Origin of the sequence: Modestobacter sp. VKM Ac-2977, from assembly GCF_026968045.1 — a bacterium.
GTDB lineage: Bacteria > Actinomycetota > Actinomycetes > Mycobacteriales > Geodermatophilaceae > Modestobacter.
On sequence record NZ_JAPVBQ010000003.1, the window covers coordinates 494,027 to 506,972 of the forward strand.

General features: G+C 74.4%; 13 protein-coding genes. 8 read left to right on the forward strand and 5 right to left on the reverse strand.

Annotated features, from left to right (window positions below; all coding sequences use genetic code 11):
- Positions 1-77: 77 nt before the first annotated feature.
- Positions 78-1,001, forward strand: coding sequence for an NAD(P)H-binding protein (locus O2V63_RS15165; RefSeq protein WP_269168391.1), 924 nt, complete (start codon positions 78-80; stop codon positions 999-1,001).
- Positions 998-1,792 carry a CPBP family intramembrane glutamic endopeptidase gene (locus O2V63_RS15170; protein WP_269168392.1) on the forward strand — a complete coding sequence of 265 codons (795 nt, stop codon included), beginning with the start codon at positions 998-1,000 and terminating at the stop codon, positions 1,790-1,792. The genes O2V63_RS15165 and O2V63_RS15170 overlap by 4 nt, the downstream gene beginning before the upstream one ends.
- Positions 1,793-1,825: 33 nt before the next feature.
- On the opposite strand, the gene O2V63_RS15175 is transcribed toward O2V63_RS15170, so the two are convergent.
- Positions 1,826-2,653, reverse strand: a complete 828-nt coding sequence (locus tag O2V63_RS15175) for an MOSC domain-containing protein (RefSeq protein ID WP_269168393.1) — start codon at positions 2,651-2,653, stop codon at positions 1,826-1,828.
- 382 nt (positions 2,654-3,035) lie between these two features.
- Between O2V63_RS15175 and O2V63_RS15180 the strand changes: the two genes are divergently transcribed.
- The gene (locus O2V63_RS15180; RefSeq protein WP_269168394.1) at positions 3,036-4,304 is read left to right on the forward strand and encodes an acyl-CoA dehydrogenase family protein; all 1,269 of its coding nucleotides are present in this window, start codon (positions 3,036-3,038) and stop codon (positions 4,302-4,304) included.
- A gap of 160 nt (positions 4,305-4,464) precedes the next feature.
- Positions 4,465-5,760: an AI-2E family transporter gene (locus tag O2V63_RS15185; RefSeq protein ID WP_269168395.1), complete on the forward strand. Its 1,296-nt coding sequence runs from the start codon at positions 4,465-4,467 to the stop codon at positions 5,758-5,760.
- Here the strand turns inward: O2V63_RS15185 and O2V63_RS15190 are convergent.
- Complete coding sequence (locus O2V63_RS15190; RefSeq protein ID WP_269168396.1) at positions 5,717-8,479, reverse strand: ATP-binding protein; 2,763 nt, start codon at positions 8,477-8,479, stop codon at positions 5,717-5,719. The two genes, O2V63_RS15185 and O2V63_RS15190, sit on opposite strands and share 44 nt — an antisense overlap.
- Positions 8,480-8,622: 143 nt before the next feature.
- On the opposite strand from O2V63_RS15190, the gene O2V63_RS15195 reads away from it, so the two are divergent.
- A complete protein-coding gene (locus O2V63_RS15195; RefSeq protein WP_269162618.1) occupies positions 8,623-9,000 on the forward strand; it encodes an FKBP-type peptidyl-prolyl cis-trans isomerase in 378 nt (125 codons plus the stop codon).
- A 49-nt stretch (positions 9,001-9,049) separates the two neighbouring features.
- On the opposite strand, the gene O2V63_RS15200 is transcribed toward O2V63_RS15195, so the two are convergent.
- Complete coding sequence (locus tag O2V63_RS15200; RefSeq protein WP_269168397.1) at positions 9,050-9,754, reverse strand: SDR family oxidoreductase; 705 nt, start codon at positions 9,752-9,754, stop codon at positions 9,050-9,052.
- A 94-nt stretch (positions 9,755-9,848) separates the two neighbouring features.
- Here O2V63_RS15200 and O2V63_RS15205 point away from each other — a divergent pair, with 94 nt between their 5' ends.
- From O2V63_RS15205 to O2V63_RS15215, 3 genes are read left to right on the forward strand one after another with little or no spacing between them, the layout of a single operon-like run.
- Positions 9,849-10,214, forward strand: a complete 366-nt coding sequence (locus O2V63_RS15205) for a MerR family transcriptional regulator (RefSeq protein ID WP_269168398.1) — start codon at positions 9,849-9,851, stop codon at positions 10,212-10,214.
- Between the two features lie 44 nt (positions 10,215-10,258).
- Positions 10,259-10,552 (forward strand): DUF1905 domain-containing protein, encoded by a 294-nt coding sequence (locus O2V63_RS15210; RefSeq protein WP_269168399.1) that lies wholly within the window; start codon positions 10,259-10,261, stop codon positions 10,550-10,552.
- Between the two features lie 41 nt (positions 10,553-10,593).
- Positions 10,594-11,286: a DsbA family oxidoreductase gene (locus O2V63_RS15215; RefSeq protein WP_269168400.1), complete on the forward strand. Its 693-nt coding sequence runs from the start codon at positions 10,594-10,596 to the stop codon at positions 11,284-11,286.
- Between the two features lie 78 nt (positions 11,287-11,364).
- On the opposite strand, the gene O2V63_RS15220 is transcribed toward O2V63_RS15215, so the two are convergent.
- Together O2V63_RS15220 and O2V63_RS15225 are read right to left on the reverse strand one after the other, a co-directional pair.
- Positions 11,365-12,327, reverse strand: a complete 963-nt coding sequence (locus O2V63_RS15220) for an NAD(P)H-dependent flavin oxidoreductase (protein WP_269168401.1) — start codon at positions 12,325-12,327, stop codon at positions 11,365-11,367.
- Positions 12,328-12,368: 41 nt separating this feature from the next.
- Entirely contained in the window at positions 12,369-12,869 is a 501-nt protein-coding gene (locus tag O2V63_RS15225) for an FBP domain-containing protein (protein ID WP_269168402.1), read from the reverse strand.
- Between the last annotated feature and the right edge of the window lie 77 nt (positions 12,870-12,946).

Below are 12,946 nucleotides of genomic sequence, written 5' to 3' on the forward strand. Positions count from 1 at the left end.
GCCCCCGGAGCCGGTGTGCCGGGTGGATCGCGTGCTCCTGAGTCGCGCCCGACCGGCTGCACCGGGAGGCTGGGGGCGTGCGAGTACTGGTCACCGGGGCGTCGGGGTTCGTCGGCAGCAGGCTGGCGCCTGCCCTGGAGGAGGCCGGGCACGAGGTCCGGGCGATGACCCGGCATCCGGACACCTACTCCGGTGCCGGCACGCCGGTGCCGGGTGACGTCGGCGACGAGGCGTCGCTGCGCGCCGCGCTGGCCGACTGCGAGGCCGCCTACTACCTGGTCCACTCGCTGGACTCCGCGGACTTCCAGGAGAAGGACGCCGCTGCGGCCCGCGCCTTCGCCCGGGCCGCGGCCGACGCCGGGGTCCGCCGCATCGTCTACCTCGGCGGGCTCGGCAGTGACTCCGACGACCTCTCCGCCCACCTGCGCAGCCGCCGCCAGGTGGAGCGGTTGCTGGGCGAGACGGGCGTGCCGGTCACCGCGCTGCGGGCCGGGATCGTGGTGGGGCACGGCGGGGTCTCCTGGGAGATGACCCGCCAGTTGGTCGCCCACCTGCCGGCGATGGTCACCCCGCGCTGGGTGCACACCCGCACCCAGCCGATCGCGATCGCCGACGTCGTCCGGTACCTGGTCGGGGTGCTGGAGGCACCGGAGGCCGAGGGGCGGGCGTTCGACGTCGGCGGCCCCGAGGTGCTCGAGTACCTGGAGATGCTCACCCGGGTCGCGGAGATCCAGGGCCGCCGGCTGCTGATCGTCCCGGTGCCGCTGCTGAGCCCGAAGCTCTCCTCCTACTGGCTGTCGCTGGTCACCGACGTCGACGTGCAGACCGGCCGGTCGCTGATCGACTCGATGACCAACGAGGTGGTGGTGAAGGACGACTCGATCCGCCGGGTCGTCCCCTTCCAGCCGATGAGCTACGACGAGGCGGTGCTCACCGCGCTGGGTGAACGGGCGCGCGCTCGCCGGGAAGCCCGGGCGGCGACCACGGGACTGGTGGGATGACCCGCACCACGCGGCGGCCGGGCCAGGCGCTGCTGTCCGACGCCCGGCTGGCCCGGCTGCTGCGCCGGGCGCCGTCCTGGCTGGTGGACAAGGTGCCGCGCGACCACCACGAGTCCGACGAGGCCTTCCGCCGCCGCCGCCGGGTGACCGCCGGGGTCTCGCTGGCCGGCGCGGGTCTGCTCGGGGTGTCGCTGTCGCAGAAGCCCAACTCGACGTCGTTCTACGCGCTGACACTGGGCGTGGCCGGCACCTGGGTGGCCGGGGGCCTCGCCTCCGGGCCGCTGCACCTGGGCTGGGTGCAGACCCCGAAGGCCACGTTGCGTCGCCCGCTGCTCACGCCGGTCGTGGCCGGGGCGGCGGCCTTCGCGGGGTTCTACGGCGCCGCGCTCGTGGCCAAGACCATCCCGCCGCTGGACGCCGCGGTGTCCCGGGTGCTGCGGTACGCCCAGCAGGGGTCGCCGCCGCTGGTGCTCACCACCACGCTGGCCAACGGCCTCGCCGAGGAGGTCTTCTTCCGCGGGGCGCTGTACGCGGCGGCCGGCGTCCACCACCCGGTGCTCAAGTCCTCCGCCGTCTACACGCTGGCCACCGTCGCGACCCGCAACCCGGCGCTGGTGCTGGCCTCGGTGCCGATGGGCCTGCTGTTCGCGCTGCAGCGGCGGGTCACCGGCGGCATCCAGGCGCCGATGCTCACCCACGCCACCTGGTCGGTGCTGATGCTGCGGTACCTGCCGCCGCTGTTCGCCGACGAGCCCTCGGTGAACGACCCGCACCCGGCCGAAGAGCTCTGAGCCTGGCCGAGCTGGCAGACCGGAACGGACCGGTCAAACAGGTCGGTCGACGGTCTCGTCGAGGAGCTCGACCGGGTCGCCGAGGGCGATCTCGCCGGGCTGCTCGACCGTGGCGTACATGCCGAGGACCACCGCGCCGTTGTCCGGCAGGTGCGCCACCGGCGTGCTGAGGTCGGTCGCGAGCTCGCCGCGGTGGCGCACGATCGCCTTCAGCGTGCTGAAGTCGACCACTCCGCTGTCGGGGTTCTCGTTGGTCACGACGCAGCGCGGAACGGGACCGACCACCTGGACGGTGACCCCGCCGATCCGCACGCGGCGGCCGGCCCAGGTGTCCTCCTCGTGGACGTCGCAGCCGTCCACCTCCATGAGCATCCGGAACCGGCGGTGGTCCAGCCGCTCCCCGCCGGGGGTGACCCGGCGGAGGTGCTCCAGCGTCGCGGTGGAGATGAGCGTGACCGGGTGGACGTCGACCGCGTCACCGGGCCGGTCGACCGCGACCAGGTGCACCTCCTGCCCGACGAAGTCGCTGAGCGCGGCCGACCACGGTCCCTCGACGAGGTGCCCGTCGACGGCGCGCCCGTAGAAGTCCGTGCGGACCGCCTCGCCGAGCTCGGTCGTCCGGCCCCCCACGGGCGAGCGGTCGGGGAAGAGCAGCCGGAGCTGGTCGTCGCCGGGGTCGAACTCGGCGGTGAGCTGCACGAGCGGGCCGTGCTGCTTGCCGTTGAACAGCCGCCGCCGGGCGTCGACCAGGTGGAAGCGCCGGTTCTCCGGCACCCCGTTCCCGGTGACCGTCACGCTGCGTGGGTCGTGCAAGGCGGTGCCCTTGACCGGGGTGGTCGAGAGTCGGGAGACGAGCGGCATGGCCCTCCGTCCGGAGCGGTGCTGGTGCCGGTGCTGTGGACCGTAGCTGGGGTCGGGTGGTCCCGCTGCCGGCTCAGTGCCGATGGGCCGCGCCACCGAACGGGGAGCACCCAAGACCGGGCGGGTTCTGCACACGAGACGGGCCGTGATCGCCGGGCTGGCCGTGTCGGTCTTCCTGACGGTCATGAGAACCCGGCAGGCGCCGCCCGCGAGCCGCCTCATGAGCTCCGTGCTCACCGTGGGTGCGCTCCCGCTCCCGCTCTCGTTGAGCGGAACGGTCCGTCACGCGATGGCGGTGTTGCCTCGGTCACGTAGGGGTGCATCGGCGTGCTCGTTACCCGACAGTAGGGCGCACCGGAACCCGACCCAGGAGGCACCGACGATGACGTCGACCGCCAGCCGCCCCGCCGAGACCGACGACACCTGGCTGCCCGAGCCACCCGTCCTGCGCTCCCCGTGGCACACGCCCGAGCGGGCTGCCCTGATGGAGCAGTCCCGCCGGTTCGCCATGGACGAGGTGCTGCCGGTCGCGAACGAGCTCGATCCGCAGAAGGGCGAGATCCCGCAGCGCCTCCTCGAGCGGCTCGGTGAGCTGGGGTACTTCGGCGTCACCGTCCCCGCGGCCGACGGCGGGCTGGGCCTCGGCGTCTTCGAGTACTGCATGGTCAGCGAGGAGCTGGCGCGGGCGTGGATGAGCGTGGCCAGCATCCTGGCCCGCTCCCAGGGCATGGGGACGGCGGTCGCCGACCCCGACCGCCGCAGTGAACTGCTGCGGCGCAGCGCCGGTGGGTCCTGGATCGGCGCGGTGGCGCTGTCCGAGCCCGAGGCCGGGTCGGACCTGGCGAACGTGCAGACCCGCGCGGTGCGCGACGGCGACGAGTGGGTGGTCACCGGGCGCAAGCGCTGGTGCGGCAACGCCAAGGCCGCCGACTTCATCCAGGTGCTCGTCCGGGTGGCCGACCCGCAGCCCGGGGAGTCCCGCTCCCGCGGCCTGCGGAACCTGCTGCTGGTCAAGGAGCGCGGCTCGTTCCCGCCGGGGCTGTCCGGCTACGCCATCGACAAGGTCGGCTACCACGGCTTCCTGACCTGGGACCTCACCTTCGACGGGGTCCGCATCCCGGCCGCAGACCTGATCGTCGGCCCGGGCGAGGGCGGTGGCTCCGACAGCAGCGGCGACTCCGGCGCCGGCTTCCGCGAGGCGCAGGCCTTCCTGAACACCGCCCGGGTGCACACTGCCGCCCGCGCCGTCGGCCTGGCCCGGGCCGCGGTCGAGGACTGCGTGCTCTACCTGCAGGAGCGCGCCCAGTTCGGCCACCCGATCGGTGACTTCCAGGCGCTGCGCTTCACGCTGGCCGACATGGCCGCCCAGGTGGAACAGGCGCGGGCGTTCTACCGCCAGGTGGCGCACCTGCTCGACGAGGGCGTGCCGTGCGAGAAGGAGGCGGCGATGGTGAAGCTGCAGGCCACCGAGATGGCGGTGCGGGTCACCAACCAGGCCATGCAGCTGCACGGCGGCAACGGCTACACCACCGAGCGGCAGGTGGAGCGGCACTGGCGGGACGCCCGGCTGACCACGATCTTCGAGGGCACCAGCGAGATCCAGAAGCGGATCATCAGCAACACCATGCTGCCGCGCAGCCCGCTGGGCTGACCGGCTGCGGCCGCGCGTGTCGGCGGCGGCGCGGTCGGGCAGGAAGGGGCCGGGGCCGGCGGCGTCGCAGACGCGTCCGCCCGGTGCCCCGACCCGCCCACCTCCTCAGCCACGGGGAGGTCCCGCACCGAACCCGCCTCGTCCCGGTGAAGGAGCTTCCGTGCCCGCGCAGCCCGACCACGACGTCCCGACACCCCCACCGACCGACCCGCCGGCCGGTGGGCAGGCGGGGACGGCGACCGATGCGGGCGTGCCCGCCGGGGTCCGGACCGCCGGCATGTGGTGTGTCTGGACCCTGGCCATCGGCGCCGTCGTCTACTACGCGGTGCAGTTGTCCGTCCTGCTCGGCACCGTGCTGCTCACCTTCCTGGCCGGTCTGCTGCTGACCGCGCTCATGCGGCCGGTCGTCTCCTGGCTGGACCGGAGCCGGCTGCCCCGGCTCGCGGCCACCTGGCTGGTGATGCTGGTCTTCCTCGCCCTGGTGGCCGGGGTCGTCTACTTCCTGCAGCGGCAGGTCGCCGGGGAGTGGGCCAGCCTGCGTCCCACCCTGGCCAGTGGGCTGGAGGAGGTGCGCAGCAGCCTGGCCGACACGTTCGGCCTGTCCTCGGAGCGGATCGACTCGGTCATCGACGGGCTGATCAGCCAGTTGACCTCCGGCGGGACCGGGGGCGACGCATCCGGGCCGGGGATGGTGGTGACCGGCGCCACGACCGCGGCCTCCGTCGCGGCCGCCCTCGTCCTCGCCCTGTTCACCGCCTTCTGGCTGTCCTACGACGGAGCCCGGATCTGGCGGTCGTGCCTCCGGATCGTGCCGGCCGACCGCCGTGCGGCCGCCGACGCCGCCGGGAACGGCGCCTGGAAGACCCTGGGTGGCTACCTGCGGGGCACCACGATCGTGGCGCTGATGGACGCCGCCGGGATCGGCCTGGCGCTGGTGCTCATCGGCGTCCCGCTGCCCTTCGCCCTGGCCCTGCTCACCTTCCTCGGCGCCTACATCCCGATCGTCGGTGCCTTCGTGGCCGGGCTGGCCGCGGTGGTGGTGGCCTTCGCCTCGGGTGGGCTCACCGACGCGCTGTGGGTGCTCGCTGCGGTGGTCGTGGTCCAGCAGGTCGAGGGCAACCTCCTGCAGCCGCTGATCATGCGGCGGACGGTGTTCCTCCACCCCCTGGGGATCGTCTACGCGCTCACCGTCGGCGGACTGCTGTGGGGGATCGCCGGTGCGATCGTCGCCGTCCCGCTGACCGCCGTCCTCTACGCGGTCGCCGTGGCCCTGGCCGGTCGGCACGGCGAGGAGGACGCCGACCCGCGGCCCCGCGGGCTCCGGCTCCGGTTCGGGCCCGGCGGCGCGTCCCGGCGGGAGGTGTCGGCTGCCGAGGACCGGCCGGTGGGGGACGGCGCAGGCAGCGGAGTAGCTAGCCGCCGGGACGGGGCGGCGGAGGTGTCCGGAAGCTCCTGATGGTCACGGTGGTGCCCTCCGGGCTGGGGACGACGGTGATGTCGGCGAACGCGCTCATCAGCGTCGAGCCGCGCCCGCGGTCCATGCTCGGCACCCGTTCCCGCCACTGCCCGTGGTCGCGCACGGTGATCTCCACGCCGTCCACGGACGCATCGACGGTCACGTCGACGACGGGCTCGGTGGGGTCCTGGGCGTGTTCGACCGCGTTGGTGGCCGCCTCGCAGGCGGCCAGCAGCAGGTCGTAGACCTGGTCCTCGTCCAGCCCGGCGGCGGTGAGCACCCGGCGCAGGGCCCGCCGGAGCCCGGGGATCGCCCGGGGGGTGGCGGGGAACCGCCAGTGCTCACGGAGCACCGATGCGGCCGTCGGTGCCGGGGTCGTGGCCGGCGGCCGGCAGGCCGGCACCAGGGCGCGGACCTCGGCCGGTCCGGCCGGCACGGCCGGCGACGGTGGGAGCGGGAGGGCGGGGACGGGGGCGGTCTCGGTGCGGCCGCGTGCGCCTGCACTGCGCTCGACCGCGACGCGCACCCGGGCGATCAGCTCAGCGGCCTGGAACGGCTTGGCCAGGTAGTCGTCGACCCCGGCGGTGAAGCCCTCGACCGCGGCCTCCTGCCCGGCCCGGGCGGTCAGCATGATCACCGGGATGGCGGAGGTGGCGGGTGCGGCGCGCAGCCGGCGGAGCAGTTCGAAGCCGTCGACGCGCGGCATCATCACGTCGGTGAGGACGACGTCGGGCTGCTGCTCGGCGACGGCCGCCAGCGCCTCCTCGCCGTTGGTGCAGGTGCGCACCCGCCAGATCGGCGCCAGCAGCCGGGTGAGGTAGGTGCGCATGTCGGCGTTGTCGTCGACGACCAGCACCGTGGCGGTGGCGCCTGCGGGGGTGGCAGGCAGCTGGTCGGGGGTCACGTCGGCGATCCAGGAGGCGGCGGTGCCGTGCGCGGCGGCCGAGGGGGCGACCGAGGCCTCCGGGTCGGCGGGGGTGTCGGGGCTGCCGTAGGGGATCGTGACGGTGAAGGTGCTCCCGGCGCCGGGCTCGCTGTCCACCGTCACGGTGCCGCCGTGCAGGCCGACCAGCTCGCGGACCAGGGCCAGTCCGATGCCGGTCCCCTCCCGGTTGCGGGCCAGGGACCCCTGCACTCGGTGGAAGCGGTCGAACACCAGCGGCAGCTCGGCGGCGGGGATGCCGATCCCCGTGTCGGCGACGGTGAGCACCACCGCATCGGCCCCGCCCCGCAGCGTCAGCTCGATCCCGCCGACGAAGGTGTACTTGACCGCGTTGGAGAGCAGGTTGAGCACCACCTTCTCCCACATCCGCGGGTCGACGTGCACCCGGCGGTCCAGCGGGGGGCAGTCGACGGTCAGGCGCAGCCCGGCCCGTTCGGCGGCGGCCCGCAGCACCCCGGCCAGCTCGGCGGTGAAGGCGGCGACGTCGGTCGGCACGCGCACCGCGCCGGCCCGGCCGGCCTCGATGCTGGCGAAGTCCATCAGGTCGTTGACCAGGCGCTGCAGTCGCTGCCCGTTGCGCAGGGCCAGGTCCAGCTGGTCCCGGGCCGCCCGGGGCAGCGCGTCGGAGGTGTCGGCCAGGACGTCGCTGATCGGTCCGAGCAGCAGGGTGAGCGGGGTGCGCAGCTCGTGGCTCACGTCGGAGAAGAACGCCGTCTTCGCCCGGTCGAGCTCGGCCAGCGACTCGGCTCGCCGCCGTTCGGCCTCGAACGCCCGGGCGTTGCCCAGCGTGCTGTTGAACTGCCCGGCGACCAGGTCCAGGAAGGTGCGGTACTCGGCGTCCAGGGCGCGGTTCGGGCTGACCCCGGCGACCAGGACGCCGATCCGCTCCTCGTCCGCGGCGCCGCCCAGCGGCAGCACGACGGCGTCGCGGACCGGGTCCTGCCAGAACCCGCCGACCAGCCCGAGCCCGGCGACCGGTCCGGGCAGCTCGGCGGCGTCGGCGACGGAGGCGGGCAGCCGCTCGGCCGGGCAGCCGACCGTGCCGGCCCGCCGGAGGCCGTCGCCCCCGTCGAAGTAGACCGCCGCGAACGGGACGTCGAGCGGATCGCTGCCCAGGGTGCGGCACAGGCCGGCGAGCACGGCCTGCTCGTCGCCCCGTTCGGCCTCGGTGCAGGAGAGCTCGTGCAGCAGCTGCTGACGCCGTTCGCCGAGCACCTCGTTGGTCACCTCGGTGCAGACGGCGTGCATCCCGGCGACCAGCCCGTCGTCGTCGAACGCCGGGGCGTGGGAGACGGTGAAGTAGGTCTCCTCGCGGTAGCCGGCGCGCTCCAGCAGCAACGGCAGCCAGGACGCCTCGCGGGCGGCCATCGCGTGCTCGACCGGCCCCGACAGGGCGGCCCAGCCCTCGGCCAGGGTGACCCGGATGTCCGCGCCGATCGCCGGGTGCTTCGCGCCGATGAACGGGGCGTAGGCGTCGTTGTAGAACTGCACGTACTCCGGGCCCCAGGTCAGCACCATCGGGAAGCGGGAGGCCAGTACGGTGCGGATGGCGTACCGCAGGCTCGCCGGCCATCGTTCGACCGGGCCCACCGGCGTGGCGGCCCAGTCGTGGGCGGCCATCAGCCGGCCGGCCTCGCCGCCGCCGCTGAAGAGGTCCCGGTTGCCGGCCTGGTCGCGTGCCGACGACGCATCGGGGGCCACGCACACCTCCAGCCAGGACACCAGCACGCCTGCGAGCCCGGGCAGCCGGGCAGGGCTGCGCTCGGAGGCGGTCACCGGTGACGCCACCCGCGACGTGCAACCTACCTCCGGGTGGTCGCCACCGCCTCGGAGGCCAGCTGTGCCCAGCAGGTCGCCCGGCGGGTTGGATGGGGGCGAACCGCCGGGAGAGCCCTGGCGCCGACCCCGAGGAGACCCCCGTGGCAGAGCTGACCCGCCCCGACGTCGAGCCCCCCACCGGGCCCGTCCCGTCCGACCTGGTGATCGAGGACCTGGTGGTCGGTGACGGCCCCGAGGCCACCGCCGGCAGCCTGGTGAGTGCGCACTACGTGGGCGTCACCCACGACGGCGGCGAGCAGTTCGACGCCTCCTGGGACCGCGGCGACCCGTTGGAGTTCCGGATCGGTGTCGGCATGGTCATCCAGGGCTGGGACGAGGGCATCGTCGGCATGAAGGTCGGCGGCCGCCGCCGGCTGACCATCCCGCCGCACAAGGCCTACGGCGAGCGCGGCGCCGGCGGCGTCATCAAGCCCGGCGCCACCCTGGTCTTCGTCGTCGACCTCGTCGGCGTCCGCTGACCCCAGCGGCAGGCCTCCTCCCGGCGGCCCGCCGGGAGGAGGCGTTCCCTCAGGAGGCCTGCGGGCTGTAGAACTCGCGCGGGTCGGCAGCCAGTGCGGCCTTGACGCCCCGGCTCCAGTCGTCGACCAGCACCTCCCAGTCGCCGGCCTGGACGCCGTCGAGCGCAGCCCGGACGACGTCGGCCGGGTCGCTCATCGGGCCGGTGTAGCCGGCCATCATGTCGGTGTCGGCGGCTCCCAGCACGACCCCGGTGACCGAGGTGCCCTGCTCGGCGAGCTCGATCCTGACGCCGTTGGTCAGGCTCCACTCCGCGGCCTTGGCGGCGCTGTAGGCGTTGGCGCCAGCGGTGGAGAACCAGGAGAGCGCCGAGAGCACGTTGGCGATCGCGCCCCCGCCGTTGCGGGCGAGCACCGGAGCGAACGCCCGGATGACGCCCAGCGTGCCGAAGAAGTGCGTCTCCATCTCCAGCCGGACGTCGGCCAGGTCACCGGTGACGAGGTCGGCCCGGGTCGTGAGGCCTGCGTTGTTGACCAGCAGCGTGACGTCGCCGGCGGCTGCGGCGGCGGCGGCGATCGACTCCGGGTCGGTGACGTCCAGCCGCAGCACCTGCACGCCGGGGACGTCGACGAGCTCGGGGCGGCGGGAGGTCGCGTAGACCTTCGTGGCCCCGCGCTCGAGCAGCTGCTGGGCGAAGTGACGACCGAGGCCGCGGTTGGCGCCGGTGACGAGGGCGACCGATCCGGTGATGTCCATGACGTTCTCCTTGCGTTCGGGGTGACGTGTCGACGACGCTAGGACCTGACGTTGACGTCAGAGGCAAGGGTGATCTGGGCCACCGGGAGGACCTGTGCGGATCGGTGAGGTCGCTGCGGCGGCCGGTGTGAGCGTGCGGGCGCTGCGCTACTACGAGGAGCAGGGGCTGCTGGAGGCCGAGCGCAGCCCCAGCGGTCAGCGCCGGTACCCGGCGAGCGCCGTGGACCGGGTGCACTTCATCCAGCAGCTCTACGCCGCCGGGCTGACCAGCAAGGACGTCCTCGAGCTGCTGCCGTGCGTGCACACCGGCCGCGCCACGCCGGCGATGATGGCCCGGCTGGTCGAGCAGCGGGACGGCATCGACCGGCAGATCGCCGACCTCACCCGGGCCCGTGCGCGGCTGGCCGAGATCATCCGCATCGGCCACGAGCACGTGCCGGCGGTCGAGGCCGCCTCCTGACCCTGCGGCGATGAGTTCTCGGCCGCGCGGGAGTCCTCCCCGGCATGACCACCGCAGCGCAGCCCACTCAGCCGCTCGACGCCCGCTTCTCCTGCGTCATCGCCAAGGACGGCGCCTTCCCCACCTACCTGGAGCTCGCCGACTCGGCCGAGGTGCTGGGCACCCGACGGGCGGTGCGCGTCGCCGGGACGCTGGACGGCCACCCGTTCGCCGCCACCCTGATGCCCTCGGGTCGGGGGCCGCACTGGTTGCCGCTGAAGAAGGCGCTCTGCGCCCAGATCGGCAAGAGCGAGGCCGGCGCACCGGTGCAGGTCCACCTGGCGGAGCGCGCCGGCTGACCTGGCGGAATGCCGGGGGTGGGCGGGAGGTTGGGCGGGTCATGCAGGTCGAGGTGTGGTCCGACGTCGTGTGCCCGTGGTGCTACATCGGCAAGCGCAAGCTGGAGACGGCGCTCTCCCGCTTCCCGCACGCCGACCAGGTCGAGGTGGTCTGGCGCTCCTTCCAGCTCGACCCGAGCGTGCCCGAGGGGCACACCGAGCCGACGCTGCCGGCGCTGGCGGCCAAGTACGGCCGCAGCGTCGAGGAGATGGCCGGCCAGATGCGCCGCGTCGAGGAGGTCGCCGCCGCCGAGGGGCTGGACTACGACCTCCTCCAGGGGGTCAGCGGCAACACGCTCCTCGCCCACCAGCTCCTCCACCTCGCCGCCGAGCGGGGCCTGGGCGGGGCGATGAAGGAGCGGCTGCTGCACGCGCACTTCACCGAGCGCCGCTCGGTGTTCGACGTGGACGCGCTGGTGCCTCTCGCCGTCGAGGTGGGGCTGGACGAGCCCGAGGTGCGCGCCGCGCTGGCCGACCACCGGTACCTGCCCGCCGTCCACGCCGACATCGAGACCGCCCGGGCACTCGGCGCGACCGGCGTCCCCTTCTTCGTCGTCGACCGCGCCTACGGCGCCTCTGGGGCGCAGCCGGCCGAGACGCTCCTGCAACTGCTCGAGCGGGCCTGGGCCGACACCCACCCGCTCACCACCGTTCCGGCCGCCGAGGGCTGCGCGGACGGCAGCTGCGCCGTCTAGGTCGCTCTGCACGCGTTCCGGCCACTTCGCACGTGTCGCAGCACGTGCAGAGTGGGGGAAGCGCGTGCAGAGCGCTGCTCAGCCCAGCAGGCGGGGAGCGCGTTCCAGGGCCTTGCGGGCACCGCCGGCGAGCCGGCGGACGACGTCGGTCGCCGACTCCTCGGTGGTCACCAGCCCGACCGACTCCCCGGCGTAGACCGGGGCGTGGTCCAGGTCGCCCTCCTCCCGGGCCCGCCGGACCAGGTCGGCCGCCGCGGTGTCGCCGCGCAGCTCGGTCTCCCGGCCGTGCCAGAGCTGGGTGAACTCGTTGGCCAGTGCCCGCCCGGGCCAGCGCGCCGGCCAGGGCAGACCCTGGGCGACGTCGAAGGCGCTGGTCAGCACGGTGTCGTCACCCCCGGCGGCCCGGACGCGCGCCCGGGCGGCCGGGGTGTTGGCCGCCTCGGTGCAGGACAGGAACGGGGTGCCGATCCAGGCCCCGGCGGCGCCGGCGATGAGGACGGCGGCCAGGCCGGCACCGGTCGCCACCCCGCCGGCGGCGAGCACCGGCCGGTCGGTCGCGGCCAGCACCTCCTGCAGCAGCGGCAGGGTGGCCCGCTGCCCGGTGTGCCCGCCGGCCTCGGTGCCCTGTGCCACGATCACGTCGGCCCCGGCCTCCAGGGCGCGGTCCAGGTCGGCGCGTGAGTTCACCGCGGTGGCCACCGCGATCCCGGCGTCGTGCAGCGGCCCGACGAAGGGCGCTGGGTCTCCGAAGGAGACCGAGACCAGCGCCGGCTCGGTGGCGATCGCCGCGGCCAGCAGCTCGGGGCGCTGCTCCAGGGCCCAGGCCATCAGGCCGACGCCGAAGGAGACGTCGGCCTCCGCGGGCAGCCGCGCCTGCTCGGCGAGCCACTCCACCGGGGTGTCCGAGCCGACGCCGATCATGCCGAGCCCGCCGCCCAGGGAGACGGCCCGGGCGAGCTCACCGCCGGCCACCCCGGCCATCGGTGCACCGAAGACGGGGACGTCGAGGTCGAACCATCGGGTCAGCGGGGTCTTGATCACCGGCCCATCGTCGTCCCTCGGCTCGGCGAGCGCAGCGGCGGTCAGCGGCGGGTGACGTCGGCGGTGAAGGCCTGTAGCCGCTTGTGCAGTCCCACGACCTGCTCCTCGACCGCGAGGGCCTGCAGTTCCTCGTCCAGGTGCAGCGCCGACGGCGGGACGGCGGTCACCCGGCTCGTGCAGTCCAGGTCGGCGCAGATGTAGGTGCCCACGGTGTTGCCGTTGCGCCCGGCCGCGCCGACCCGCCGGGCGGTGAACAGCGAGACGTCGGCGGCCGACTGCACCGAGTGGCACAGCAGGCACATCGCCGAGCGGCGGCTGGACATCTTGGTGTCCGCGGCGCGCAGGGCGATGCCGATCGGGTCGCCGTCCCGCTCGTGCACCAGGTAGCCGCGCAGCTCCGCCTTCGCGTCCCGCCACCCGAGCACGTCCAGCGACGCCCAGTCCAGCTCGGCGAGGTCACGGGGCGGCGTGAGGGCGGCGGCCTCGCTCCGGGAGCAGTTGACCATCGAGCGGCGGATGGCCGCCTCGGTCAGGGCGTGCACGGGAGACCTCCAGGGGCGTCGGGACGGGACGGCCGCAGAGGTTACGTACCGCGCCCGCCCCGTCGCACCCGGATTTC

What these genes read in the sequence shown, in the direction of transcription:
- O2V63_RS15175 (WP_269168393.1), bottom strand. Translation starts at nt 2,653, where the DNA reads ATGCCGCTCGTCTCCCGACTCTCGACCACCCCGGTCAAGGGCACCGCC.
- O2V63_RS15215 (WP_269168400.1), top strand. Translation starts at nt 10,594, where the DNA reads ATGCAGGTCGAGGTGTGGTCCGACGTCGTGTGCCCGTGGTGCTACATC.
- O2V63_RS15200 (WP_269168397.1), bottom strand. Translation starts at nt 9,754, where the DNA reads ATGGACATCACCGGATCGGTCGCCCTCGTCACCGGCGCCAACCGCGGC.
- O2V63_RS15170 (WP_269168392.1), top strand. Translation starts at nt 998, where the DNA reads ATGACCCGCACCACGCGGCGGCCGGGCCAGGCGCTGCTGTCCGACGCC.
- O2V63_RS15180 (WP_269168394.1), top strand. Translation starts at nt 3,036, where the DNA reads ATGACGTCGACCGCCAGCCGCCCCGCCGAGACCGACGACACCTGGCTG.
- O2V63_RS15210 (WP_269168399.1), top strand. Translation starts at nt 10,259, where the DNA reads ATGACCACCGCAGCGCAGCCCACTCAGCCGCTCGACGCCCGCTTCTCC.